The organism is Micromonospora sp. CCTCC AA 2012012 (genome assembly GCF_040499845.1).
GTDB classification, from domain to species: Bacteria; Actinomycetota; Actinomycetes; order Mycobacteriales; family Micromonosporaceae; genus Micromonospora; species Micromonospora mangrovi.
Genome location: NZ_CP159342.1, coordinates 1,515,818 through 1,540,757, shown reverse-complemented (window position 1 = coordinate 1,540,757; position 24,940 = coordinate 1,515,818). Strand labels below are relative to the sequence as shown.

Sequence of the window (24,940 nt, the reverse complement as noted above, 5' to 3'; positions counted from 1 at the left end):
ACCAGTGCGGGGTATAAAACAATTGGCACTGGCTTATCAAGCACCCTGTTGAGTTCTCAAAGAACAACCACACACCGCCGGAACCCCCACCAGGAGGACCCCGTCCGGGGCATTTCGTTCATCTCGCGCCCGCCGCTCTCGCGCCAGGCACTTTTACTACGTTACCCGGGGGTTTCCGCCGCGTCAAACCGGTGTTTCCCGGTCCGTCACGCTTTCATCCCATTACCGGGCACCCCAAATGGAACCGGATCTCGCCGGTCACTTCGAGGATTCGGCAGGACGGCCGCTCTGCGGTCTCCCGCGGGCTCGTCCGTTTCCCTGCCGACCGAGAACCTTACCCGGTCGGTTCCGCCGCGCCAAATCCGCCTCGCGGCGGATCCGGGGGCACCGCCCGGTCCGGGGACCGATGGTGTTCACCATGCAGTCCCAGGTTCCTGTCGCGCTCCGGCCTCTCAGGGCTTTCGCCCCGTTCGTCCGTTCCGCGCTGGCAGAGAGAAAGTTACGCGTCCACCGGTTTGATCGTCAAACCGGGAGGCCGCGTCCCGCGTCACACTCCCGTGGCGGGCACGCCCACCCGCCGCCGTACGCCGGCCGGAGGGCTGACAGGCTGCGGCGATGACCGACCAGGATGGACGTCCGGTGCGGGTGGACCGGTGGGCGGCGTTCCACGTCAACGCGCAGGGCCTCGGGCAGGAGCCCTTTCCCGTGGCGTTCAGCCTGGTCAGCGCGGGCGGCCTGCACACGATCCGGGCGGCCGCCGCCAGCGCCGCCGAACTGGCCGACGTCCTGGCCGCCCTCGGGCAGGAGTACGCCGTCGTACTGAACGTGGGCACGAACAGCTTCCTCGACGAGGACTGGGCGCAGTGGCCGTTGGCCCGGATCGCCCGCGCGCAGGGAGTGACCGCGACCGCGTACGACATCCGCTGGTCGGCGTCGCGCCACTGGTCCGACGATCTGCTGGTGCTGCCCTGGACGGAGATGGATCGTCTGTTCGCCGGGTGGAGCTGCCATGACATCGAGATCCTGGACGCGCCCGGCCCGCTCTCCCCCGGCCAGGCGGACGAGGTGGCGCTCGCCGTCAACAGCCACGACCAGACGACGGCGATGGTGCCCGATGTCCCCGGGGCGACGCTCTATTTCAGCGGTCACGACGACTGCTACGTCCACCTCGAGACGACCGACCCGACCGGTCCGGTGCGGATGCTCGCCCGGCTGCTCGCGCTCAAGGCGGGGGTCGTCCTGCTCGGCGAGGACGAGGAGACCGAGGCCGTGACGGTGGCCGAGCCGCCGAGGGACCTGCTGGCGAGGCTGCTCACGGGCGGCGAACACTGGGTGGGCCGCGCTGCCCGCACCTCACCCACCGAGCTGACGGTGAGCCTGGCGGTGACGGGCTGCGCCTGGCGGTTGGCCGATCCCGTGCCGGAGCGGCTGCCGTACCGGCTGGTCCTGGACCTGCCGGGCGGCACCTGGGTCGCGCTGGAGCCCGGCCGAAGCGACTGAGCCGAAATCCCGGCGCGGTCCGGGGCCACACCGGTGGCGTCCGGTCGGGACGCTCAGCGTACGACGGTCACCGTGACCGGGCCGACCCGCAGCGTGCCGTCCGTGAGCGGCGTGCAGCGCACCCCACCCCGACGGCGCAACGCCCGCCACGCACCGGGACCGATCGTGGCGTCCATCCAGGCGCACGGGTTCGCCGGACGGTTCACCCGCAGACTGACCGGACCGTCGCCGGTGTCGAGGACCAGCACGGCGCCGACCAGGTCGTCCACGGCGATGCCGGTGGTCAGGATGTTGCGCCGGACCTGCACCAGGTCGACCCCGGCCGGCAGGGACTCCCGCGCGATCAGGGTCACGCTCGCCGCGCGGTGCGCCGGCCGGCCGAAGTACCGGTCACCGACGATGCCGAGGCCGGCCCGGAGGCGTACCTCGTCGACCAGCTCGCCGGGCGGTGCCGGCGCCGGACCGTCCGCCGGACGCCCCACGTAGCGGTGCACCGGCGAGGCGAGCAGTTGGACGATCTCCGGCATGCGGCGATTCTAGAAACCGATAGGGTGACCACCGGTGTGCCGGGAAGCCTGGTCGGCGTGTGACGAGTCGTGTCCCGACCAGCCGCAGGAGCCGACGTGCGAGCCAGAGACCTGGCGGTGCCCTTTCCCACCATCACCGTCGACACGCCCGTGCTGGACGCGGCCCGCCTGCTCGCCGGCCACAACCTGCCCGGCCTGATCGTGCTGGACGGCGCCGGCCGCCCGGTCACCGTGCTGCCGGGCACGCAGGTGCTGCGGCTGGTCATCCCCGGCTACTGCCGGGAGGATCCGACGCTGGCGCGGATGATCGACGAGTCGTCGGCCGACATGTTCCTGCGCGGGGTCGAGGGCCGGACCGTGGCCGACCTGCTGCCGCGGGAGCACACCGAGCCGCCGGTGGTGGAACCGCAGGCCACCGTCCTGGAGGTCGCGGCGGTGATGGCGCAGCGCCGCAGCCCGCTGGTGGCGGTGGCCGATCACCGTGGGCCGATGATCGGCGGGATCACCCTGGACGCGCTGCTCGACCGGATGCTGGGGACCCCGTGACCCCGGTCGCCTGGGCGGCGGTCGCGGTCTTCACCGTCGCGTACGTGCTGATCGCCTCGGAGAAGGTCCACCGGGTCGCCGCCGCGCTGGGCGGGGCGGCGGTGATGTTCCTGATCGGCGCCACCGACACCGCGCACGCGTTCTTCTCCGAAGCGGCCGGCATCGACTGGAACGTCATCTTCCTGCTGGTCGGCATGATGCTCATCGTCGCCGTACTCAAGCGCACCGGTGCCTTCGAGTACGTGGCGGTGTGGGCGTCGAAGCGGGCGCGCGGCCGACCGTTCCGGGTGATGGTGATCCTCGTGGTCATCACGGCGGTGGCCTCGGCGGCGCTGGACAACGTGACCACCGTCCTGCTCGTCGCCCCGGTGACGTTCCTGGTCTGCGAACGCCTCGGCGTACCGGCGGTGCCCTTCCTGATCGCGGAGGCGATGGCGTCGAACATCGGTGGCACCGCCACCCTGGTCGGCGACCCGCCCAACATCATCATCGGCAGTCGGGGCGGGCTGAGCTACAACGACTTCCTGGTGCACCTCGCCCCGTTCATCGCGCTGCTGCTGATCGTGTTCCTCGGCCTGTGCCGGGTGCTGTTCCGGACGGCGTTCCGCTACGACCCCGAACGCGCGGCGCAGATCGCCGCGCTGCACGAGGGCGACGCGATCCGGGACCGGCGGCTGCTGGTGCTCGGACTCGCGGTGCTCGGGGCGGTCACCGCCGCGTTCGTCCTGCACACCACCCTGCACCTGGAGCCGGCGGTGGTCGCGCTGCTCGGCGGCCTGCTGCTGCTGGCCCTGTCCCGCCTCGACGCCGGTGAGATCAGCCGGGACGTCGAATGGCCGACCCTGGTCTTCTTCGCCGGCCTGTTCGTCATGGTCGGCGCCCTGGTCAACACCGGCGTCGTCGAGGAGCTCTCCCGGGCGGCGATCGACGCCACCGCCGGTCGGCTGCTGCCCGCGACCATGGTGCTGCTCTGGGGCTCGGCCGCCCTCTCCGCGGTCGTGGACAACATCCCCTACGTCGCCAGCATGAGCCCGGTCGTCGCCGACCTGGTCCACGCCCAGGGTGACACCGGCCAGTCCCGGGTGCTCTGGTGGGCTCTCGCGCTCGGCGCCGACCTCGGCGGCAACGCCACCGCCGTCGGCGCGTCCGCGAACGTGGTCGTGCTCGGCCTCGCCGAACGCGCCGGCCAGCGGATCACCTTCTGGCAGTTCACCCGGTACGGCCTGGTGGTCACCCTGGTCACCGTCGGACTCGCCGTGCCGTACCTGTGGCTGCGCTACTTCGCGCTGGCCTGATCATCCGTGCGGTCACCGCCGGGCGTGGCCGTGCCGTCGGCGGGTCGACCGTCCTCCGCCGGCCGGTCGGCCCGCTGGCGCGGGACGGCCGCCGGTCGGGCCGCCCGCCTGATCCGGTGCAGCGCGCCGTGCCAGGCCGGTGTCTCGCGGGCCTCGTCGAACGCCCGCGCGACGAGGACGTCGGTCGAGGAGTGCGCCAGGATCGAGATGACGATGGTCAGCGCCACCAGGTGGAACACGTCGTCCGCGGCGGCGATGCCGGCTTCCAGCACCAGCAGGCCGTAGACCACCGAGGCGAAGCCCTTCGGCCCGAACCACATTGCGGCAGCCTGCTCCCGCATGCCCAGGCCGGAACGCAGGAAGGAGATCCACAACGCGACCGGGCGGGCCACGACGATCGCCAGCACCGCGAACACCCAGCCGGTCCAGGAGATCTCCCCGAGGAAGGCGGGCGAGATCAGGGCACCGAAGACCAGCAGCGCGGCGAGCTTCAACAGCTCCGCGACGTTCTCCCCGAGGTGCTCGAACGCGGCCCGCGTGCGCGGCCCGAAGGTGGCCACGGTGATGCCGGCGGTGAACGCGGCGAGGAACAGGTTGCCGTGGGTCACCTTGCCCAGCGCCAGCACCAGCAGCCCGATCGCCACCCCGTTCAACGGCGCGTACGCCGCCGAGGCGGCGAACCAGCGACTCCGCGCCAACGCGATCGCCGCCAGCGGCACCAGCACGCCGATCAGCAGGCCCACCGCCAGCTCGGTGGCCAGCTCGCCCAGGTGCAGGTCGTCCGAGCCGGCGGCGACCGCCAGCAGCACGACCACGAACGGCAGCGCCAGACCGTCGTTGACGCCGGACTCGACGTTGAGCAGGTGCCGCAGTCGAGCGGGTACCTTGTCGTTGCCGACCAGGGCGGCGGCGAAGACCGGGTCGGTCGGCGCGAGGATCGCCCCGATCAGCAGGGACTCCGGCCAGTCCATTCCGGCCACGTAGTGGGCCAGCAGGGCGGTGGCCAGCAGGGTCAGCGGCAGGCCCCAGCCGAGCGCCCGGCCCGGCAACCGCCACGCGCTGCGCAGGTCGGCCCAGCCGACCCGCATGCCGTCGGTGAAGAGCACCGCGAAGAGGGCGAGTTCGGCCAGCTGCGCCACGATCGGGGAGTCGGCGCTCAGGTGCAGCACGCCGGTGGTGCCCTCGCCGAGCAGGAACCCGGCCACCAGGAACAGCGCCGCCGTGGAGAGGATCGTGCGGTTGGCCAGCGCCGACACGAGCACCGCGGCCAGCAGGACGAGGGCGAAGGAGAGCAGCAGCACGGGAACCTCCGGGACGGCACGACGGGTACGGTGCCGACCAGACTTCCCGGCGCTCCACGGATCCCGATGATCATAACGGCCGGCGGCCACCACCGCCGAGGTCCGTTCGGGTGGTCCGGGGTGCAGGGGTGACGTACCCGGATCCGGACAGCAGGGCGCCGGTCAGCCCTCGTCGGGGCTGACCGGCGCGGTGCGAGGTGGGTCAGTGCACCCGGCGGCGACCGTAGGCGCCGGCGGCGATGGCGACACCGATGGCGGCGAAGACCACCTGGAGGATCAGCTCGATCCAGTCGATGCCGGGGGTCTCGGCCACTCCGAGGGCGCTGGCCACGAGGGTGCCGAGGATGGCGGCGACCACGCCGATGACCAGGGTCAGCCAGATCGGGATGTTCTGCTTGCCGGGAACGACGAGCCGGCCCAGAGCACCGATGATCAGGCCGATGACGATGGCGGTGAGAATACCGGTAACTTCCACGAGAGCCGTCCTTCCGAGGGGTACGTCGGTGCCCTCATTGCCCGGCCCGGCATCTCCGCAAACTCTGGGCCCGTGCCGGGGCGGACCCGGGGGCGTCCCCGGGTCCGCCCTTGCTCAGCGGCTGGTGCAGCTGATGGTGGCGGGAGCGGTGTTGGCCCCGCTCCAACTGCCGAGGAAGCCGACACCGGTGGTGCCGCCGACCCCGAGGTTGCCGTTCCAGCCGAGGTCCTTCACCGAGACCGTCGCCCCGCTCTGGGTGTACGCGCCGTTCCAGAGCTGGGTGATCTTCTGCCCGTTGGGGAACGTCCAGCCGAGGGTCCAGCCGGCGATCGGTGCGGTGCCGGTGTTGCGGACCGTCACCTCGGCCTGGAACCCGCCGGCCCAGGAGTTGGTCACCGCGTACGTCGCCGCGCAGCCGCTGGACGGCGGCGGGGTCGGGCTCGGCGAGGTGGGCGTCGGGCTGGGTGCGGTGGGCGTCGGGCTCGGCGAGGTCGGGGTCGGGCGCGGGGAGGTGGGCGACGGGCTGGCCGAGGTGGGCGTCGGGGTGGGGGTGCCGCCGAGCCGGTCGGCCACCAGGATGCCCCGGCCGTTGGTGCCGAGGTAGACCCGCCCGTACACCCGAGGGTCACCGGTCAGGGCGTCCCCGGCGTTGCCGTACTGGTGCTGGTCGTCGTTGATCCGCACCCAGCTGCCGCCGGCGTTGTCCGACCGGAACACCCCGTGGATGCCGTCGACGGTGCCGACGACGAAGACCGCCGGGTGGGTCTGACCCGGCGCGGCCTTGCCGAAGCCGACGTTGCCGGCCGAGGCGACCGCGGCCAGCTTCGTGAAGCTGGCGCCGCCGTCCGTGGAGCGCCACAACCCGCCGGAACCGGTCACCCAGAGTTCGCCCTCCTGGCCGGGGACGGCCTTGAACCGGCCGGACGACGGCAGCCCGGTGGCGGCCGTCGCGGCGAAGCTCGCTCCGCCGTTGGTGCTGGCGTAGACCTTGCCGCCGCTGAAGCCGTAGAACCGGTTCGGGTTGACCCGGTCGGCGGCGATCTGCGCGTTCGCCGGGATGCCGGTGGCGGCGGTCCAGGAGGTGCCGAAGCCGACCGTGTGGACGACCGCGGCGCCGGAGTCGCCCGGGGCCCAGAGGAAGCGGCTGCCGTCGGCCGCCGCGGCGACCGTTCCGCCGTCGGTGAGGCCGGCCGGCTCGCTGCCCTGGAACCAGGTGCCACCGCCGTCGGTGGAGAACGCGACGTGGCTGTCACCCGGCCGGTCGGCGTCCTTGAAGCTGCCCGCGCGGACGATCACGTTCGACTTCGTCTCCGCGTAGTCCAGGTCGTGCGGCCCCCAGTTCGGATTGGTGTACGTCCAGCCGGGCACCGCGTTCAGGTCGTCGTGCTTGAAACCCGAGATGTCACCGAGCGCGCTGAGCAGCGGCGCGCCGGACGGCGGGCTGATCAGGTCGAGCACGGCGGTCTCCTCCAGCCCCTTGACCATCGGGGTGATGGTGAACTGGCCGCCGGTGTCCCACTTGGTGAGGTCGGTGGTGCCGTAGATGGTCGCGCCGGTGCCGTACATCATCCGGTTCGAGTCGAACGGGTCGATCTCGATCGACTCGTTCATCCAGCCCAGCTTGGGCGAGGTGTCCGGCGGGGCGGGGTTGGTGTTGCCGAAGGTCAGCCAGGGCACCGAGGAGGCGTCCAGCTTGTAGCGGAAGCTGCGCTGGGGATAGCCGGCCCAGTCCCAGATCCGGCTCCAGGTGGCGCCGCCGTCGGTGCTGCGCCAGAAGACCGCGTCCGGCCACCAGGAGACCTGGGTGCCCACGATCAGCGTGTTCGGGTGCTGCCGGTCGATGGTCAGGCCGGAGTAGCCGAAGGTGTCGTCGGTGCTGGTCGACGGGACCGGGCTGATCCGCGTCCACGTCCCGGTGGCCCGGCTGAGCTTCCACACGTCGCCCTTGCCGCCGTCGTACGGGCCGCCGGTGTCGCTGGTGGCGAGGTAGAGGTAGCCGCCGACCGGGTCGACGACGCCCTTGTGCGGGATGAAGCCGGTCGGCGCGCCGGGGATCGCCTGCCAGGTGGCGCCCGCGTCGGTGGAGCGGTAGACCGGGTTGGCCTTGTCGGCCACGCCGACGTAGATGGTCTTCGTGGCGGTGCCGGCGGTGCCGGTGCTCTTGTCGAAGCTGACCCAGACGACGCCCTGGTTGTCGGCGCCGGTGGACGGATAGTTGCCCACGTTCGGGAAGCTGCTCACCTTGGCCCAGGTGACGCCGGAGTCGGTGCTGCGCCACAGCCCGTTGCCGCTGGGCGCGCCGAGATAGAGCACGCTGTTGCGGTTCGGGTCGACGACCAGCCGCTCACCCATCCCCCGGCCGGGCATGTTGCCGCCGAGGTGGAACGGCAGCTCGGTGGCCTGCCAGGTGGCGCCCTTGTCGGCGGAGCGCAGGACCGCCCCGTTGTTCGGGTCCCAGCCGTTGGTGTACATGCCGGCCGCGACGTACACCCGGTTGGTCTGGACCGGGTCGGTGGCCAGGCTGACCACCCCGTTCCAGCCCCACTTGTCCGCGCCCACCCAGTCCAGCAGCGGCGTCCACGACTGGGAGGCCTGCTCCCAGCGGTACGCGCCACCGATGTCGGTCCGGGCGTAGATGAGGTTCTTCTCGGTGGGGTTGAACACGATGCCGGGGACGAAGCCGCCACCGTCGATCCGGACGTTGCGCCAGGAGTACGGATCGGCCGACGCGGCGGCGGCCGGGGTGGAGGGACTGAGGGCGAGTGGGACGGCCACGACGACCGTTGCGGCGGCGAGCACGGACGTGACCGCGCCGACGAGACTTCTCCGCATTTCGCGGTTCCTCTCGGGAATTGCCAGCTGTGGTGGGGAATCGCGACGTCTTCCCGGAGGACGTCGACGGGTGCGGAGAGCTGCCCTGGCTCTCCGCCGGCACGCTGGCTCCCGCGGCCGTGGATCGTCATCACCGTAGCCCACGCGACGATGATTTTGAATCTCCGCCCCGGCCGGCGGGACGGTGGAGGGACCCCGCGGTCAGGCCGCCTTGGGGGTGAGCAGGTAGTCCTCGGCGTCGGCGCTCCACCGCAGGTCCACCGCGCCGCTGGTGGCGGCGGCCTTGCAGAACTGGAGGAAGCTGCGGTAGCCGAGCTTCTTCTCGCTGAAGTCCGGGCGGGCCCGACGGAGCTGGTTCTTCAGCCCGGACAGCGCCACCGAACCGGTCTCCCCGGCCAGGTCGGCCACGACGGAGTGCAGCAGCGCGAACGCCACCTCCTGGTCGCCGCGTTCGGGCAGCGACACCTCCGGGTCGCCCTTCGCGGGCCCCTCCGCCAGCTCGACCACGTCGCGCCCGGCGAGGTAACGCAGCAGTTCACCGAAGGTGCGGAAGCCGTAGTCGGACTCGCTGAAGGTGGGGTCCTTGCGCAGCAGGGTGCGCTTCAGCCCGGAGGCGGTCACCTCGCCGCTGGAGCTGCCCTGGAGGCCGGCGACGGTCTGCGCCACCAGGACGGCGAGGGTGTCGACGTCGCGGCCGGGCTCCTCCTCCGCCGTCGGCGGAGCCTCGGGCTCCTGCTCCACCTGCGGGGCGGCGGGTCGGCCGCCCCGGCCGCGCCGGGCCGCCGGCGCCGGGATCTCGACGCCCTCGAGGCGGTCGTAGTAGAGAAACTCGTCGCAGGCCGGCGGGAGCAGCGCCGACGTGGAGTTCTCCACCCCGACGCCGATGACCCGCTTGTTCAGCTCCCGCAGCTTGTGCACCAGCGGGGTGAAGTCACTGTCGCCGGTGCAGATGACGAAGGTGGAGATGTAGTCGCGCTCGAAAGCCAGCTCGATGGCGTCGACGGCCATCTTGATGTCGGCGGCGTTCTTGCGGGAGGCGCCCATCCGCTGCGGGATCTCGATCAGTTCGACGTGCGACCGGGTGAGCATCCGGCGATCCTCGTCGAAGTACGACCAGTCGGCGTACGCGCGGCGCACCACGACCCGGCCCCGCTCGGCGAGGGCGTCGGCGACCGGGCGGAAGTCGAACGGCATGCCGCCGTGATGGTCGCGGGCACCCAGGGCCAGGTTCTCGTAGTCGAGGAACAGGGCGATCCGTTCTTCTTGATCCACGCAGCTCAGCCTACGCCCGGGTCGCCGTCCGACCCCGGCGACCACGCGGGTCCCCGGCCCGGCGACCCGTCGGGCGGCGGCAGGCGTACGCCCACCGCCGCCCGGGGCGGGGTCAGGGGTAGCTGACCAGGTTCACCGGCACGGTGTCGGTGCCCTGGGCGGTGGCCCCGGTGTCGTTGATGACGTGGGTGATCGCGCCGTTGCCGCCGAGCGAGACGGTGAGCAGGTCGTGGAAGCGCACGCCGGGCGCGGTCGGCGCCTCGAAGGCGTGGTACGCGGCGATCGTCGGGTCGACGTTGAAGTAGCAGTAGCTGCCCATCCCCCAGCCCTCGAACGAGGTGACCGGGTCGGCGACCTTGAACGCGGCGTAGCCGACCCGTGAGCCGTTCGTCCAGGCGGCCGCGTTGGGCGGGTCGTACGGCATCTCGTTCTGGAAGAAGACCACCCGGCCGTTGGCGCCGTTCCAGATCACGTCGTGCTTCTGGTAGTGCTCGACGAAGAGGCCGAGGGCGGTGACGTTGTCGCCGTTGACGATCAGGCCGGTGTCGGCGGTGTTGACGGTCCAGCCGACGCCGGTGCCGTGGTCGGCCCGCCAGGCCCAGATGTGGTCGATCAGGACGTTGGCGGAGTTGACGACCAGGCTGGTGGTGGCCTTGCCGGCCCCGGCGCCGCCGATCCGGAAGAAGACGTCCTGGATCGAGGTGGGGTCGGCGGCGTGGCCGGCGCCGGTGCCGGTGGGGCCGACCTGGAGCAGCACCGGCGAGTTGGTCGGACCGGCGTCGAAGAGCAGGCCGGCCAGCCGGACCCCGTCCACGTCGGCGACGGACATCGCGGCGGCGCCGTTCTGCGGGATCAGGGTCGGGAAGCCGATGCCGAGGACCACGGTGTCCGGCCGGTTGACGGTGATCGTCCCGGTGAGCGGGTAGACGCCGGGGGTGAAGAGCAGATTCAGCCCCTGGGCGAGGGCGGCGTTGATGGTGGCGGCGGAGTCGCCCGGGTGGGCGACGTAGAACTGGCTCAGCGGGATCGAGGTCCCGGGGGTGGCGCCGCCCAGCCAGGAGGCGCCGACGGCGTTCGTCCTGGTCGACGGCACGAAGACCTGGTAGGCGCCGGCGGCGTCGAGCCAGAGGTAGGGCACGTCGCGGCTGACCGGGGTCTGCGCGAGGGTGGTGTAGGGCGGGTTGGGGAAGCTGGTGGCGGGTGCCCCGACGACGCCGGAGTTGACCATGTTCCAGACGGCGTTCTGGTAGCCGCCGACGTTGCTGTCGCGGGCGTACCACTGCTGCTGGGAGTACGGCTGGACGCGGCCGGTGACCCGGCTGTCGGCGAGGTAGCCGCCGCTGGCCCAGCCGTAGCCGGCCGGGGCGAGGTTCAGGTCGCCCTGGATGTCCATCCGGCGGAACGGCGCGGCCTGGGAGACCGCCCAGCGGGTGAAGCCGGCGGAGGGGAAGATCTGCATGTTGGTCGCCGAGCGCCAGAAGTTCTGGGTGGCGTTGCCGTTGAACCAGCCGGCGTCGACCGTGACGTCGCCGTGGATGCGTACGTCGTCGGGGTTCCGGCCGAGCCCCATGATCGAGGTGTAGAAGCCGATCTGGGCGTTGATCCCGCTGTAGTCGCCGGGTTTGAACATCAGCGCGTACCGCTGGGTGCCGAACTGGTTCGACTCCTGGGTGCGGAAGACGGTGTCGAGCTGGCCCTGGATGCTGGCGCTGGACATCGACGGGTCGAAGGTGAGCACGTTCGGGCCGAGCGACCCGCCGCCGGGGATGGTGCCGCCGCCGGTGGTGTACACGGCGAGCTCCCAGAGCGAGTAGCCGTAGGCGGTGGCCCGCTGCGTCCCGTACATCCGCAGGTAGCGGCCGGTGCCCGCGACGGTGAGGTCGTCGGTGCCGCCGTCGCCGCTGGTGGTGGCGGCGAGAGTGGTCCAGCTGGTCCCGTCGGTCGAGGTCTGGATCTGGTACGCCCGCGCGTACGCCGCCTCCCAGCTCAGGGTGACCCGGCAGATGGTCCGGCTGCTGCCGAGGTCGACGCGCAGCCACTGCGGGTCGGCGGCGGCGCTGGACCAGCGGGTGGTGAGGCTCCCGTCGACGGCGGCGCCGGCCGGGGTGCCGGCGTTCTCGGTGCTGGAGGCGGTGGCGGGCCGGCCCTGGGCCGCGTTGGTGGCGGTGTCGCAGCCCGTGCCGCCGGTCGTGCCGAAGACCTGGAACTCCCAGAGCGAGTAGCCGTAGGCGGTGGCCCGCTGCGTCCCGTACATCCGCAGGTAGCGGCCGGTACCGGCGACGGTGAGGTCGTCGGTGCCGCCGTCACCGGCGGCGGTGCTGAACACGGTGGTCCAGGTGACGCCGTCGGGCGAGGTCTGGATCTGGTACGCCCGCGCGTACGCCGCCTCCCAGCTGAGCGTCACGTGGTCGATGGTGGCGGTGGCGCCGAGGTCCACCTGGAGCCACTGGGGGTCGGCGAAGGCGCTCGACCAGCGGGTGGTGGCGCTGCCGTCGGTGGCGTTGCCGGCCGGGGTGCCGGCGTTCTCCACCGACGAGGCGGTGGTCGGTCTGCCCTGGGAGAGCAGGGTGCCGGCGGCGCCGGCCGCCGTGGGCGGGACGACCAGGACGGCGGCGCCGAGCAGGACGACCGCCGCGGCGAGCAGTCGGGCGGCCCGGCGGCGGGGTGGCGCCGTGTTCCGTGGTACCGGTGACATGAACCTCTCCCTCATGGTGGGGTGCGGGAGGACGGCGTCTGTCGCGGCGTGCCACCGTCCTGCGTGGAGGGTTCATCCGGCAGTGAGAGATGTCAATGATTCGGCGGCCTGTCGCCGCCTTAATTCGCGTCTTGTGAAAAGTCTCGAATTTAAGCCTTGAGCTGTGGCTGTCCGCGGTCGCGTCGGCGCGCGGGTCAGTGACCGGCCACCGGCTCCGGGGACTCCGGCGAGGCGTCCGCGGTCCGGTGGTGGCGCCGCCGGGAGCGGAGCAGCTGGATGCCGATCGGCACCACCGAGACCAGCACGATGCCGGGCAGGATGAACTCGATGTTCGACTTGATCACGGCGATCTGCCCGAGGAAGTACCCCAGCACGGTGACGCCGACGGCCCAGAGGGTCCCGCCGAGGACGTTGTAGGTCAGGAACGACCGGTAGCGCATCCGACTCACCCCGGCGATGACCGGCGTGAAGGTCCGGACGATCGGCACGAACCGGGCCAGGACCACCGACCGGGCCCCGTACCGGGCGAAGAAGTCGTTGGCCCGGCGCACGTTCTCCTGCTTGAAGAAGCGCGAGTTGGGCCGCCGGAACAGGCTCGGGCCCACCCGCTTGCCGAACAGGTAACCCACCTGGTCGCCGACGATCGCGGCCACGGCCGCCAGCGCGCACACCAGCCAGAGCGGCTGGTGCAGGTAGCGGCCGTCGGCGACCAGCAGCCCGGCGGTGAACAGCAGCGAGTCACCGGGCAGGAAGAGGCCGATGAGCAGGCCGGACTCGGCGAAGACGATGCCGAGGATGCCGATCAGGCCGAAGGTGGAGATCAGCCACTCGGGGTTGAGGAAGCCGGGTCCGGCGGCCTGCACGGCCAGGGGTGTCGACACGGTGAACCTCCGAAGGGTGCGGCGGAGGCCGGTGGGCCACCACCCACCGCGCTACCCCGGACTCCGGCCCGGAAAACTCCTGCCCAGCCGCCGGCCGGGCGCGGGCCGCCGCGTCACCCGGCGGCGACTTCCGCTTCCGGTCGTCCGAGGACGTCTCGGGTTCGCCACCATCACCCAAGGTCCGCGACGACCGGGCCTGCGTGGTCCACGTGGTCGTCTGGGACGGGCCGGGGCGTAGCGGTCAGACGGTGACGGCGGCCGGCTCGCGCAGCGGGTCGGTGGCGAAGGCGGCGACGCCGTCGGCGAAGCCGACCCGGGCGGTGTAGCCGAGCAGCTCCGTCGCCCGGCGCGGGTCGGCCACCACGTGCCGCACGTCGGCGGCGCGGGCCCCGGCGACCACCAGTGGCGCCGGCCCGGCCATCGCGGCGGCCAGGGCGGTGGCCAGCTCCCCGACGGTGTGCGGCTCGCCGGAGCAGACGTTGACCGGCGCCAGGGGCTCCGGCGGTGACGCCGTCAGCGCCAGCAGGTTGGCCCGCGCCACGTCGGTGACGTGCACGAAGTCGCGCCGCTGCCGGCCGTCCTCCAGCACCCGCGGTGGCCGCCCGGCTGCCAGCGCCGACCGGAACAGCGACGCCACCCCCGCGTACGGGGTGTCGCGGGGCATCCGCGGGCCGTAGACGTTGTGGTAGCGCAACGCCCAGACCGCGCCGCCGGTCTGCCGCGCCCAGGCGCCGGCCAGGTGCTCCTGGGCCAGCTTCGTGGCCGCGTACGTGCTGCGCGGCTCCAGCGGGGCGTCCTCGGGCACCAGCGCCGGGGTGAGGGTGCTGGCGCAGTGCGGACACGTCGGGTCGTAGCGGCCGGCGGCCAGGTCGTCGGGGCGGCGCGGGGCGGGGCGGACGGTGCCGTGCCGGGCGCACTCGTAGCGGCCCTCGCCGTAGACGACCATCGAACTGGCCAGCACCAGCCGGGCCACGCCGGCCCGGTGCATGGCGGCCAGCAGCACCGCCGTGCCGTAGTCGTTGTGGCCGGCGTACTCCGGCGCGTCCGACGGATCGAGCCCGTGCCCGACCATCGCGGCCTGGTGGCACACCGCGTCCACCCCGGGCAGGAGCCGGTCGAGCAGCTCCGGGTCGCGGACGTCGCCGTGCACCGGGTCGTGCCGCCGCGACCACTCGGGCAGCTCTCCCCCGTGTGCCTGGGGCAGCAGCGCGTCGAGGGCGACGACCTCGTGCCCCTCGGCCACGAGCAGGTCGGCGACGTGCGATCCGATGAACCCGGCCGCGCCGGTGACCAGTATCCGCATGCCGGTCAGGGTAGGTCGGCGGGCGGCGGTGGCGGGCCGGGTCGGCGTACCCGTAAGGACCTCGCAACATCGGTCGCCCCGGTAAGGCTTCCGTAAGCCGCGGAACGCGGCCCCGTGGCCGATCCCGCCCATAGCCTGCCGGTGTGGGTGTCGTGCCGGCCGGACGCCGGCTCCCGGCACCCCACCGACCGTGACGAGGAGGACCGGTGAGCGCCGACAGCACGCCCCCCGGCGGGGACCACCCGGCCACCCCGCCGGACCGACCGGCGTACGGCTTCCCGGCGCGCGGCTGGGCGCTGCTGGCGGCGCATCCCCCACCCGGCGTGCGGGGCGTGCCGCGGCGGTGGCGCAGCCCGCTGCGCGGTCCCTGGCTCACCGCCGTCCTCGGGCTGGTCCTGCTGGTCGGCCTGCCGGTCGTCTTCCTGACCGGGCTGCTCGACCACCTCGCCTACGGCCCGCGGTTCGGCCAGGCGTTCCCGCGCGACGTCGGCTGGCTGCGGCTGCCCCCGGTCGACTGGCCGACCCGCCCGTCCTGGCTGTTCCGGGTCACCCAGGGCCTGCACGTGACCCTCGGGATCGTGCTGGTCCCGGTGGTGCTGGGCAAGCTCTGGTCGGTCGTGCCGAAGCTGTTCGGGTGGCCGCCGGCCCGCTCGGTGGCGCAGGTGCTGGAACGGCTCTCGCTGCTCCTGCTGGTCGGCGGGATCCTCTTCGAGCTGGCCACCGGCCTGCTGAACATCCAGTACGCCTACCTGTTCGGGTTCGACTTCTACACCGCGCACTACTTCGGCGGGTGGGTCTTCGTCGCCGCGCTGGTCGTCCACGTGGCGCTGCGGTGGGGGCGGACGCGGGCCGCGGTGCGGTCCCGGCCACTGCGCGGGGAACTGACCGTCCCGCGTGCCGCCACCCACCCCGAACCACCGGACCCGGACGGGCTGGTCGCCCCGGCCCCCGGACCGGCCACGGTGAGCCGACGCGACGCGCTCGCCCTGGTGGGCGGCCTGTCGCTGCTGCTCGGGGCGCTCACCGTCGGGCAGAGCCTGGACGGGCCGTGGCGGCGTACCGCGCTGCTGCTGCCGCGCGGTCGACAGCCGGGCACCGGCCCGACCGGGTTCCCGGTGAACCGTACGGCGGTCGCCGCCGGCATCACGGCCGCCGACACCGGCCCGGACTGGCGGCTGACGCTGCGCGCTGGCGAGCGGCGGGTCACCCTGGACCGGGCGGCGCTGCTGGCGATGACCCCGCACACGGCGCGGCTGCCGATCGCCTGCGTGGAGGGCTGGTCGACGCTCCAGACCTGGACCGGGGTACGGCTGCGGGACCTCGCCGCGCTCGTCGGCGCCGACCGGCCGCGCTCCGCCCACGTCCGCTCGTTGCAGCGCGGCGGCCTCTTCGCCCAGGCCACCCTCCAGGCCAACCAGGTACGCGACCCCGACGCGCTGCTCGCGCTGGCCGTCAACGGGGTGGAGCTGACCCCCGACCACGGCTATCCGGCGCGGATCATCGTCCCCGCCCTGCCCGGGGTGCACTGCACCAAGTGGGTCGCCGAGATCGACTTCCGGACCGATGACTGACCGGGCGGCCCGCTTCCGCGCGGCGTACGGGGCGGCACCGCGGCACCTGCTGCTGCTCGTCGGCTGTTTCACGGTCACCGGCTGGGTGGCGCTGCGGCTCGCCGGGGAGCCGACCGCCGGCCGGATGCTGCTCTGGTTCGTCGGCGCGGCGGTGGTCCACGATGTCGTCCTGTTCCCGCTCTACGCCGCGGTGGATCGGGCGCTGCGGGCGGCGGTCGGCAGCCCCCGGACGGGGCCGTCCCCGCTGAACCACCTGCGGGTGCCGGCGCTGGCCGCGGCGCTGCTGTTCCTGGTGTACCTGCCGGACGTCCTGCGGCAGGGACGGGACACGTACCTCGCCGCGACCGGGCAGGACCAGCAGCCGTTCCTCGGCCGGTGGCTGGTCGCCGTCGCCGTGCTCTTCGCGACGAGCGGCGCGGTGTACCTGCTGCGGTGGTGGTGGGCCCGCCGCCGCTGATTACGTGACCGCCTCGCGGCGGCACCGGCCGACTGCGGCGCGTTGCCGTACCGGCGTTCAGCGTGGCGGAACGTGATCCACCGCGATCGGCAGCGTCACCTGGTCCGCACCGCCGATCGTCGCGGCGGAGTGTGCCGGTGGCGGCCGGTCGTCGGCCGGTACCCGGGAATAGCGGCGCCCCTGGCCCGCCGGGCCCGGTCGCCGGCTCACCACGCAGGTGACCAGACGGACCGGCGAGGGGGGCGGGGCGAACGGACCCGGACCCCAGCGCACCCAGACGGGGATGCGCCCCGCCGCCCCCTCCGCCAGCAACTTCTCCACGGTGCGACGCCGGTCGGTGTGGTCCACCTCGACGACGACGGGCGGACCGGCCGGTCGGGCACAGGCGACGTCGAGCACGGAGTACCGCCCGGACAGCGGTGGGGGCAGCGGCACGACGCTGGATGCCCGTCGATAGACCCGCCAGCCCGCGGCACGGGCCCAGTCGACCACCGAGTCGATGATCAGCGCGTCCACCTCGCCGGTCGTGGCGTCCCGGAAGGTCAGCGCGTCCAGCCGACGGAGAAGTGACGCGGCGAGCCGCTCACCGTCGTCGGTCACGTGCATGGCCGGAAGCGTAGCGCCTGGCGGTCCCGACGCGGACGGCGTGCCGGCCGGCACCACGAGGTCAGGTCAGGACGCCCGCAGGTCGAGGACGAGGTCCCGCAGGGCCGCCCGGTCGGCGTGGCCGGCCTTGGCCATCAGACTCGCGACGTGCTTCTCCACGGTGCGCGGGGACAGGTGCAGCCGTTCGGCGATCTCGCGGTTGCCCAGTCGCGCGGTGATCATGTCGAGGATCTGGTATTCGCGCACGGTGACGCCCAACTCCCGCAGCGACCGCGGGATGTTGTCGACCCCCTCGCGGCGCTGTCCCGTCGCGACCCCGGCGCGCCGCAGCAGCGCCCGGCACGCGCCCGCCACCCGCTCCGCCCCGGCGTCGTGGAAGAACGCCTCGGCCTCGCGCAGCCAGGACACCGGATCGCCCCAGCCGTCCGCGAGCGCCGGCTCGGCGATCAACCGGAGGATCAGGTGCCGGGCCAACGGGTAGCGCTCGGCCGCCTGCAGGGCCGAGGCCGCAGCGGCCTCGGCGACCTCCCGCTCCCCCGCCCGACCGGCCAGCACCGCCCGGGTCGCCTCCACGAACTGCCAGTTCCACCGCAGCCGCTGCACCCCGTCCGCGCCGTTCTCGTACGCCCCGGCGTCGTTCTCCCCGGCCAGCGCGCGCAGCAGCGGGTGCAGCCCGACCCGACCGCTGATCGGGGAGAGCGCCGGGTTGCCGCCGTCGGCCTGGAGGGTGCTGGCCAGCTCGGCCAGCGCCCGGGGACGGTTCTCCTCCAGCAGGGAGCAGAACGCCCGGGCCAGCCCGAACACCTTCGCGTCGGCCCAGTGGGCGTCCTGCTGCTGCCGACGCAGCTCGCCGATGACGCGTTCCATCTCGCGCCGGTGGCCCTGGTGGGCCGCGACGACCGCCCGGGTCTGCCACAGGTGTCCGGCGGTCTCCCCCAGCTGGAGGCGGGTGGTGGCCGGGAGCGCCCGGTCGATGATCTCGGTCGCCTCGGCGAACCCGCCCTGGAGGGCGACCTGGAGGGCGATGCTGGACTCCGCCTGGTACGCCGCCGTGACCGCGCCGGCCGTCCAGGCGTCCCGGGCCACGTGGCGGAGTCGACGCAGGTTGCCGTCGCGGGCCGCGTCGTCGTTGCCCAGCCGGACCAGGGCGTGGATCTCCCAGATGCGCAGCCCGTGCTTCACGGCCAGTTGACGGGACCGCTCCAGATAGAGGGTCGCCTCGTCGACGTCCCGGCGGCGGGTCAGCATGCCGAGCAGCTGCCACGCCTGGCAGGCCACCACCGGCATGTCGTGCTGCTCGGCGACGGCGGCGGCCTGCCGGGCCATCTGCTCGGCCAGCTGGAACTGACCGGGGCCGGGCAGTTCGAAGACCAGGTGCGCGGAGACGACGTCGATGGCGGCGCTCTGCTGCGGTGACGCGCCGTCGCCGAGCAGGCGCCGGGCGGCGGCGATCTGATCCATGCCGTCGGCGGCCCGGGCGGCGACGACCGCGGCCCAGGCCAGATGGGTGTGCAGGGCGGCCAGCCGGGCCGGGTTCCATCCACCGCCGACACCGTCCAGCTCGGCGATCATCTGCAGGGAACGGTCGATCTGGCCGGCCTCGACCAGGGCCTGCACCCGGGACTCCTGGACGTCGGCGTGCAGCGCGGGGTCGGCGGTGACCAGCGGCTCGGCCTGCTCCAACAGGTCGACGGCCGACGCGGCGGCACCGTCGGCCAGGGCCCGGCGGGCCGCCTCGGCCAGGTGCCGGCCGGCGCCGACGGGATCTCCCGCCCGTAGCCGGAGCGTGGCCGCGAGCTGGCAGAAGATGCCGGGGAGGTCGGGGTGGAGTGCCTCGACGGTCTCGACCGCCCGGGTCGCCAGCTGCGTCCGGCGTGCCGAGGAGCAGGTGTCGAGCAGGGCTTCGGCGATCAGGGGATGCCGGAACACGTACCAGTCCGGGCCGTCCGGGCGGACCAGGTCGGCGGCGACCCCACGGTGCAGTTCACGGACGAGGTCCGGCTCGTCGAGACCGGTGATGCGGTGCAGCGCGGTGAACGGGAACCGCTCCCCGAAGATCGCGGCGGAGAGCAGCAGCTCGCGCTCGGGCGGCTCGCAGGCCTCCAGTCGGCGGGCCAGGCGGCGGGCGACGGAGCCGGGGACGTACGCCCGCGGTGGACCGGTCAGCCGCCACCCCTGCGGGGTGTCGCTCAGCCAACCGCTGTCGATCATCTCGGTGAGCAGTTCCTCGGCCAGCGCCGGGTTGCCGGCGCTGGTGCGCCACAGCGGCTCCAGCACGTCGTCCGGCAACCGCGTGGGCTGGCCGTCCAGCCAGTCGGCGACGGTCTGACGCAGCTCGTCACGGGTGAGGCGGGGTAGTCCGAGCAGACTCGCGACGCGGTGCCGGTCGGCGGTGCGGGCCAGGTCCATCGCCGCGCAGTCCCGGTCCCGGGTGGCGGCGATCAGCGCGACCGGCTGGTCGGCCAGGTTGTCGGTGAGATACTCGACGATCGCCAGGGTCTCGGTGTCGGCGTTGTGCAGGTCGTCGAGGACGAGCAGGCAGCCGCTCTGTCGACCGGCCAGGCTGAGCAGCCGCAGCACGCCCTCGGCGAGCACGATCAACGACTGGTCGGCGGGGGTCGACCCGAGGTCACGCCACTCGGGGATGAGCGGGCCGAGCAGGAGCCGGTACGGGCCGAGCGCCTCGGTGAGGGTGCCGGCGGTGCGGGTGAAGGCGAGCAGCGCCTCGGTGAGCGGGCGGAACGGCGTCGCGGGTGCCAGGCCGCCGCAGCGACCCCGCAGGACCACCATGCCGGCGGACTGGCCGATCCGGCCGGCCTCGGCGAGCAGACGGGACCGGCCGACACCGCTCTCGCCGTGCACGAAGATGCTGCCGCCGTTGCCTGCGCGCGCATCGCCCAGAAGGTCTTTCACCTGGTGAAGCGCGTTCTCACGCCCGTGTAGTGATGCTGTCCGGGTGACCATTGCGGCCGATCGTAATGATCGGCCGAGACCGGGGTCCATCCACCGAACGGCAGGCCGCCCGCCGATGGATGGACCCCGGTGGATACCGCTACGGCTGGTGGATGCAGCAGCCGGTGCCGGAGTCGGCACTGGCGGTGACCGCTGCCGGTCCGGCGAGGGCGAGGCCCAGGGTGGCGGCGGCCGCTGCCAGAACGGTGGCGATCATGAGGCGGATCCGGTTGCGGCGGTTGTTCCCAGTGGTGATCATCGTCGTTCCTTCCACGGGCGGAGCCCGGTGATGTCCCCGGCGTGCTACGTCGCAGGTCCCGCGGCCTCCGGTGGCGGATCCCGGGTCCGCCGTCGTGGCCGGTGCGGTCCTGCAGACGGAACCCTCCCACGCCCGCCGATCGGCTGGCATGGGTACGTTGCACGTATCTTTTCCGGTGCGCTCCCCCGTGCTCAGGCGCGCAGGTCGAGCAGGGGTTCGGCGTACGCGGACCGGCCGCACACCGTCATCAGCACCGGCGCCTGCCCGGCCGGGAGGTCCAGCAGCGCGCCGAGATGGTGCTCGTCGAAGGACCGGGCGGGTCGGGCGAAGAGCCCGTGCGCGGCGGCGGCCATGCTGAAGCCGTGCGCCACCCACCCGCACCACACCTGCAGCAGCCCCCAGGCGTCGTCGCCCAGGTCGGTGACGAGCGCGCGCAGGTCCACGGTGAGCACGCAGATCGCCAGCGCGTGCCGTACGCCGCAGTCGTTGGCGGTGGAGAGCGGGTAGCCGAAGCTCTGCTCGATGCGGGCCGGCAGCCGGTCGTCGAGCGTCCCGGGTCGCGCGGTGGTGCCGTCGATCGTGTACCAGCCGGTCGGCAGGTCGGCGACGTGGTGCAGCACGACACCGAGGCCGACCCGCTCGCCGACCGCGCGGAGCCGGTCGGTCGGGGCGGGCACGGCCGCCCAGCCCAGCAGGTCGTCGAGGAACGCGCGGTCCGCGCGCGCCGGCCGGGCGGAGAAGCCGGTCAACGGTGCCCGGACCCGACCCGCGGAGCGACGCCACAGCACCTGCTCCCAGCTCGGCCCGGTCCCTGCCGGCAGGTCGGGGATGCCGGGCGCGCCGGCTCCGGCGGACACGGCCGGGCCGGTGGCCGCGGCCCGCGCCACGCGGTGCCGGACGATCGGCACCAGGTCGGCCAGGGTACGGTCGGCCGACGCGGCCGGCAGCCGGTCGTCGGGGACCGTGGTGGCGGGCAGGTCGACGGGCTCCGGCAGCGCTCCCGCACCGCGCAGCACCACGGTGACCGGCGCCGCCCAACTGCCCGGTCCGGTGGCGGCGGCCAGGTCGGCGGCGGCCGTGACCGTCGGGCCGTCGCTCGCCACCACCGCCCCGAGCCCGGCCAGCTCGGCGGCCACCAGCAGGCTCCGCAGGTTGATCCCGGTCTCCAGGTCGGTCAGCGCGCAGCGCAGCGCGCCGTACGGCGCCGGGAGGTCGGTGTGCCGGGCGGCCAGCACCACGGTCACCTCGCCCGGATCGGGCCGCAGCGGCGGCGGGACGGGCACCCCGCCCACGTCGACCAGCGCGTGCCGGTAGACGTCCAGGTAGGCGGCCGGGCCGGCGGGCGGCACGACGAACACGTGCACGGGGAACTTGCTGCGTACCGACGCCGTCACCCGATGGTCGTTGGCCGGATTGGAGGGTTCCCGCCGCTGCAGGCCGAACGCGGCGAGCAGCACGGCGCCCAGCCGCTGCCAGCAGGCCGGCCCGGCCGGGAGGCGTCCGGCCGGGTAGGTCGTCGCCGCGAGCGCAGCCGTCGTGCCCAGCGGCAACGGCCGGCCGGACTCGCCACGCGCCGCCGCGGGCGGGATCAACGCCGTCGTCGGCACCGACTCGTCGATGACGATCGGGTCGTGCAGGATGCCGCGCAGGGGGCCCTGACGCAGCGCGAAGCGGAGGGTCTCGGTCGCGTCGGTCATGGTCACTCCAGCCACATCGGTCCGTACGCCAGCGGCAGGTCGCCGATGACCGGGTCGGATACCAGCGGGTCACCGGCGAGCCGGCGGCCGCCGAGGAGGGTGTGCAGGTGCGTGAGCGCGGCGCTGACGGCCTCGTCGCCGCTCTGCGCGATGGTCCACGTCCCGGGCAGGACGACCGGCCCGGCGGCGGCACCGGCGTCCACCGTGGCCAGCGCGGCCATCAGCGTGGCGTACAGCGCGGCGGCGGCACCCGGCGCCCACTCGGCCGCGAGCAGGCCGCCGGCCCGGTCGTACGCGCCGGCCAGCACCCAGTCCCCGGCGGGGAGGCGGCGCAGCCGCAGCGTGACCGGCCGCTCGTGGTAGTCGCGCAGCGCCGCCGCGACGGCCCGCGCGGCGGGGCTGAGCCCATCGGTGCCGGCCGGCGTGCCGGGCTCCCGCCGGAGCAGGTCGGCGCCGATCAGGCGCAGTCCGCCGTCGAGCAGTCGGCGCGGCTCGTCGAACCCGGCGGCGGCCACCCGCCCGGCGTCGAGGCCCGTCCCGCAGCGGGCCCGGGCCAGGGCCAGCAGGGCGTCGGCCTCGGCGGCGGCCGTGGTGACGCCCCAGCCGTGCACCGCCGGGGAGCCGTCCACCGGTTGCCGGGCGACCCGGCGCAGCGGCGGCACCGGGGCCGGCTCGGGCAGCGGTACGGCCCAGCCGCGCCACGGCTCGGTCAGGTCCACGGGCGACTCGCTGGCCAGCGGGACCTCGACGGTGTCCGCGGCCGGCCCGTGCACCACGGTCAGGGTCCGCGCCGCCCGCCCCAGCAGGTGGTCGAGCACCCGACGCGCGGCGAGCGAGCCGGCCAGGACCGCGCCGACCGGCAGCGGCGCCGCACCGCTGGCCAGGGTGCGTTGCCACTGCTGCGCCCGGTCCATCGCGGCGGTCAGCCGGGGCAGCGCGCCCCGGTCGGGCAGCACCGGGCCGACCAGTACCCCGTCGGGCCGGGCCCGCACCGGCAGCACCGGCACACCGGCCGGCGGTGCCACGTCGACGGCGACGACCAGGTCCGCGTCCGCGCCGCCGGTGCCGATGCCGGCGGCGGCGAGCCCGCTGCGGGCGCTGCTCGCCGCCGGTCCGTCCCCGAGCACCGTCACCGTGGTCTGTCGCAGGGTCGCGAAGGCGGCGTACGGCTGGGCGCAGTGCTCCTCCAGATAGGCCAGCACGTCGGCGTACCGGGCGGCGGTCTCCCGGTCCGGTGGCGGGGCGACCGTCGGGTCGACGGTGAAGAGGGCGTCGCGCTCCAGCAGCACCGCGACCACCCGGTCCAGCGCCGGCCGGGCGGGCGCCGCCACGGTGGCCAGCAGCTCCTCGACGGTCGTCCCGTCGTAGAGGTCGCCGAGGCAGCCGTCGATCAGCGGGAAGAGCGCGGGCGGGCCGGTGAGCAGGAAGGAGTCGTCGGCGCGGGTGCAGCGCACCCCGCGCGGCGCCGGCACGAACTGGGTGCCGGGGCGGAGTTTCACCTTCATCGGGACATCACCTTCTCGGGGCCCAGCAGCACCCCGGTGTACGCCTCGGGCCGCAGGTAACGCTGGGCGGCGGCGCGGACCTCGTCGTCCGACGTCTCGTGCAGCGCGGTGGGGAAACGGGTCAGCCAACCGGGGTCCAGCCCGGCGACGGCGACACCGCAGAGCGCCTCGACGAGGCCGATCTGGGTGGACTCGGAGATGGCGGTGATGCCAGCCAGGTGGCCGCGGGCCGCCTCGATCTCCGCGGCGGTGGGGGGTACGCCGTCGCTGATCCGCGCCAGCAGCGTCCGGGCCTCGTCGACCGCCGACCAGGCGTGCTCCGGGGCGCAGCCGAACTGGATGACGCTGAGCGCCTGCCCGGCCTGCTCCTCGATGCCCGACGACGCGGTGTAGACGTAGCCGCGCTCCTCGCGCAGCCGGTGCACCAGGCGGGAGCTGAAATAGCCGCCGTACACGTGGTCGGCCAGGCGCAGGGCGGTGAAGCCGGGGTCGATCCGGGCGAGCGAGGGCGCGGCCAGGCGGACGTCGGCCTGCTGGGCACCGGGCCGGAGGCGGGGCAGCACGGCGCCGCCGGTGGGCATCGGTGGCGGCCCGAGCGCGACGGCGGGATGCGGTGCGGTCCAGCCGGCCAGTCGGTCGGCGAAGAGGGCGACCGCGGCGTCCGGGTCGACGTCGCCGACCAGGACGAGCACCGACCCGGCCGGCACGAGCCGGGTCGCGTGCAGCGCGGCGACCTGCTCGGCGGTGACCGCGGCGACCTGCTCGGCGTCGGGGGTCTCGACGGCGGCCGGATGATCGCCGAAGCAGTGCCGCAGCAGAGCCGCCCGGGCGACCCACTCCGGCAGCGTGCCGGCCAGCCGGACCCGTTGCAGCAGCCGGGCCCGCTCGAACTCCACGGCGTCCGGTCGGTACGCCGCCCCGGTCAGGCAGTCGGCCAGCACCTCGGCGAGGGTGTCGAGGTCCTCGGCGAGCCCGTGGCCGGAGACCCTCAGCCGCTGCGGTCGGACCGACGCGGTCAGCGCCGCGCCGGCGGCGGCCAGGTCGTCGTCGATCGCGGCCCGGTCCCGTCCCGCGGTACCGGACAGCAGGCTGGCCGCCAGCAGTTCGGCGACGGCGACGTGGGTGTCGTCGCCGGGGGCGGCACCGAAGGGCACCGCGAGCCGCACCTGGACCAGCGGCACGGCCGGGCGGCGGGCGACCAGCACGCGCAGGCCGCCGGCGAGGGTGAGGTCGGTGACCTCCCGGTCGTCGAGGGACGGGTTCACG

General features: G+C 73.9%; 19 protein-coding genes. 5 read left to right on the top strand and 14 right to left on the bottom strand.

Annotation, left to right across the window (positions count from 1 at the left end):
• Nucleotides 1-615: 615 nt before the first annotated feature.
• Nucleotides 616-1,500: a hypothetical protein gene (locus ABUL08_RS07075; RefSeq protein ID WP_350935664.1), complete on the top strand. Its 885-nt coding sequence runs from the start codon at nucleotides 616-618 to the stop codon at nucleotides 1,498-1,500.
• 53 nt (nucleotides 1,501-1,553) lie between these two features.
• Here the strand turns inward: ABUL08_RS07075 and ABUL08_RS07070 are convergent, their stop codons facing one another.
• On the bottom strand, nucleotides 1,554-2,027 hold the full coding sequence (locus ABUL08_RS07070; protein WP_350935662.1) for a molybdenum cofactor biosysynthesis protein: 474 nt from the start codon (nucleotides 2,025-2,027) through the stop codon (nucleotides 1,554-1,556).
• A 96-nt stretch (nucleotides 2,028-2,123) separates the two neighbouring features.
• On the opposite strand from ABUL08_RS07070, the gene ABUL08_RS07065 reads away from it, so the two are divergent.
• Both ABUL08_RS07065 and ABUL08_RS07060 read left to right on the top strand, forming a co-directional pair.
• Nucleotides 2,124-2,573, top strand: coding sequence for a CBS domain-containing protein (locus ABUL08_RS07065; RefSeq protein ID WP_350935660.1), 450 nt, complete (start codon nucleotides 2,124-2,126; stop codon nucleotides 2,571-2,573).
• Complete coding sequence (locus ABUL08_RS07060) at nucleotides 2,570-3,868, top strand: ArsB/NhaD family transporter (protein WP_350935657.1); 1,299 nt, start codon at nucleotides 2,570-2,572, stop codon at nucleotides 3,866-3,868. Before ABUL08_RS07065 ends, ABUL08_RS07060 begins: the two co-directional genes overlap by 4 nt.
• Here ABUL08_RS07060 and ABUL08_RS07055 read toward each other — a convergent pair.
• From ABUL08_RS07055 to ABUL08_RS07025, 7 genes are all read right to left on the bottom strand, one after another.
• Complete coding sequence (locus ABUL08_RS07055) at nucleotides 3,850-5,169, bottom strand: cation:proton antiporter (RefSeq protein WP_350935655.1); 1,320 nt, start codon at nucleotides 5,167-5,169, stop codon at nucleotides 3,850-3,852. The genes ABUL08_RS07060 and ABUL08_RS07055 overlap by 19 nt on opposite strands.
• Before the next feature lie 202 nt (nucleotides 5,170-5,371).
• A complete protein-coding gene (locus ABUL08_RS07050) occupies nucleotides 5,372-5,644 on the bottom strand; it encodes a GlsB/YeaQ/YmgE family stress response membrane protein (RefSeq protein ID WP_350935653.1) in 273 nt (90 codons plus the stop codon).
• Between the two features lie 114 nt (nucleotides 5,645-5,758).
• Entirely contained in the window at nucleotides 5,759-8,476 is a 2,718-nt protein-coding gene (locus ABUL08_RS07045; protein WP_350935651.1) for a cellulose binding domain-containing protein, read from the bottom strand.
• Between the two features lie 201 nt (nucleotides 8,477-8,677).
• Nucleotides 8,678-9,748 (bottom strand): PIN domain-containing protein, encoded by a 1,071-nt coding sequence (locus tag ABUL08_RS07040; RefSeq protein WP_350935648.1) that lies wholly within the window; start codon nucleotides 9,746-9,748, stop codon nucleotides 8,678-8,680.
• A 112-nt stretch (nucleotides 9,749-9,860) separates the two neighbouring features.
• Nucleotides 9,861-12,443, bottom strand: coding sequence for a discoidin domain-containing protein (locus ABUL08_RS07035; protein ID WP_350935646.1), 2,583 nt, complete (start codon nucleotides 12,441-12,443; stop codon nucleotides 9,861-9,863).
• A 194-nt stretch (nucleotides 12,444-12,637) separates the two neighbouring features.
• Nucleotides 12,638-13,324 (bottom strand): DedA family protein, encoded by a 687-nt coding sequence (locus ABUL08_RS07030; protein WP_350935644.1) that lies wholly within the window; start codon nucleotides 13,322-13,324, stop codon nucleotides 12,638-12,640.
• A 241-nt stretch (nucleotides 13,325-13,565) separates the two neighbouring features.
• Nucleotides 13,566-14,627 carry an NAD-dependent epimerase/dehydratase family protein gene (locus ABUL08_RS07025; protein ID WP_350935643.1) on the bottom strand — a complete coding sequence of 354 codons (1,062 nt, stop codon included), beginning with the start codon at nucleotides 14,625-14,627 and terminating at the stop codon, nucleotides 13,566-13,568.
• 206 nt (nucleotides 14,628-14,833) lie between these two features.
• On the opposite strand from ABUL08_RS07025, the gene ABUL08_RS07020 reads away from it, so the two are divergent.
• Nucleotides 14,834-16,198: a molybdopterin-dependent oxidoreductase gene (locus ABUL08_RS07020; RefSeq protein WP_377522153.1), complete on the top strand. Its 1,365-nt coding sequence runs from the start codon at nucleotides 14,834-14,836 to the stop codon at nucleotides 16,196-16,198.
• Complete coding sequence (locus ABUL08_RS07015) at nucleotides 16,191-16,655, top strand: hypothetical protein (protein WP_350935642.1); 465 nt, start codon at nucleotides 16,191-16,193, stop codon at nucleotides 16,653-16,655. The genes ABUL08_RS07020 and ABUL08_RS07015 overlap by 8 nt, the downstream gene beginning before the upstream one ends.
• Before the next feature lie 57 nt (nucleotides 16,656-16,712).
• On the opposite strand, the gene ABUL08_RS07010 is transcribed toward ABUL08_RS07015, so the two are convergent.
• The 6 genes from ABUL08_RS07010 to ABUL08_RS06985 all read right to left on the bottom strand — a co-directional run bounded on the left by ABUL08_RS07010 (nucleotide 16,713) and on the right by ABUL08_RS06985 (nucleotide 24,939).
• Nucleotides 16,713-17,261, bottom strand: a complete 549-nt coding sequence (locus ABUL08_RS07010; protein ID WP_350935641.1) for a hypothetical protein — start codon at nucleotides 17,259-17,261, stop codon at nucleotides 16,713-16,715.
• Nucleotides 17,262-17,327: 66 nt separating this feature from the next.
• Nucleotides 17,328-20,225 carry an ATP-binding protein gene (locus ABUL08_RS07005; protein WP_350935639.1) on the bottom strand — a complete coding sequence of 966 codons (2,898 nt, stop codon included), beginning with the start codon at nucleotides 20,223-20,225 and terminating at the stop codon, nucleotides 17,328-17,330.
• 88 nt (nucleotides 20,226-20,313) lie between these two features.
• The gene (locus tag ABUL08_RS07000) at nucleotides 20,314-20,472 is read right to left on the bottom strand and encodes a hypothetical protein (RefSeq protein WP_350935638.1); all 159 of its coding nucleotides are present in this window, start codon (nucleotides 20,470-20,472) and stop codon (nucleotides 20,314-20,316) included.
• Between the two features lie 191 nt (nucleotides 20,473-20,663).
• Nucleotides 20,664-22,169, bottom strand: coding sequence for a hypothetical protein (locus ABUL08_RS06995; RefSeq protein ID WP_350935636.1), 1,506 nt, complete (start codon nucleotides 22,167-22,169; stop codon nucleotides 20,664-20,666).
• Nucleotides 22,170-22,171: 2 nt separating this feature from the next.
• Nucleotides 22,172-23,674: a hypothetical protein gene (locus tag ABUL08_RS06990; RefSeq protein ID WP_350935634.1), complete on the bottom strand. Its 1,503-nt coding sequence runs from the start codon at nucleotides 23,672-23,674 to the stop codon at nucleotides 22,172-22,174.
• The gene (locus ABUL08_RS06985; RefSeq protein ID WP_350935632.1) at nucleotides 23,671-24,939 is read right to left on the bottom strand and encodes a M16 family metallopeptidase; all 1,269 of its coding nucleotides are present in this window, start codon (nucleotides 24,937-24,939) and stop codon (nucleotides 23,671-23,673) included. The genes ABUL08_RS06990 and ABUL08_RS06985 overlap by 4 nt, the downstream gene beginning before the upstream one ends.
• Nucleotide 24,940 lies beyond the last annotated feature (1 nt).

Excerpts from the sequence above, each read along its gene's own strand:
- ABUL08_RS07075 (WP_350935664.1), top strand. The coding sequence starts at position 616 with ATGACCGACCAGGATGGACGTCCGGTGCGGGTGGACCGGTGGGCGGCG.
- ABUL08_RS06995 (WP_350935636.1), bottom strand. The coding sequence starts at position 22,169 with ATGACCGACGCGACCGAGACCCTCCGCTTCGCGCTGCGTCAGGGCCCC.
- ABUL08_RS07015 (WP_350935642.1), top strand. The coding sequence starts at position 16,191 with ATGACTGACCGGGCGGCCCGCTTCCGCGCGGCGTACGGGGCGGCACCG.
- ABUL08_RS07010 (WP_350935641.1), bottom strand. The coding sequence starts at position 17,261 with ATGCACGTGACCGACGACGGTGAGCGGCTCGCCGCGTCACTTCTCCGT.
- ABUL08_RS07045 (WP_350935651.1), bottom strand. The coding sequence starts at position 8,476 with ATGCGGAGAAGTCTCGTCGGCGCGGTCACGTCCGTGCTCGCCGCCGCA.
- ABUL08_RS07025 (WP_350935643.1), bottom strand. The coding sequence starts at position 14,627 with ATGCGGATACTGGTCACCGGCGCGGCCGGGTTCATCGGATCGCACGTC.
- ABUL08_RS06990 (WP_350935634.1), bottom strand. The coding sequence starts at position 23,674 with ATGAAGGTGAAACTCCGCCCCGGCACCCAGTTCGTGCCGGCGCCGCGC.
- ABUL08_RS07070 (WP_350935662.1), bottom strand. The coding sequence starts at position 2,027 with ATGCCGGAGATCGTCCAACTGCTCGCCTCGCCGGTGCACCGCTACGTG.
- ABUL08_RS07035 (WP_350935646.1), bottom strand. The coding sequence starts at position 12,443 with ATGTCACCGGTACCACGGAACACGGCGCCACCCCGCCGCCGGGCCGCC.
- ABUL08_RS07000 (WP_350935638.1), bottom strand. The coding sequence starts at position 20,472 with ATGATCACCACTGGGAACAACCGCCGCAACCGGATCCGCCTCATGATC.
- ABUL08_RS07005 (WP_350935639.1), bottom strand. The coding sequence starts at position 20,225 with ATGGTCACCCGGACAGCATCACTACACGGGCGTGAGAACGCGCTTCAC.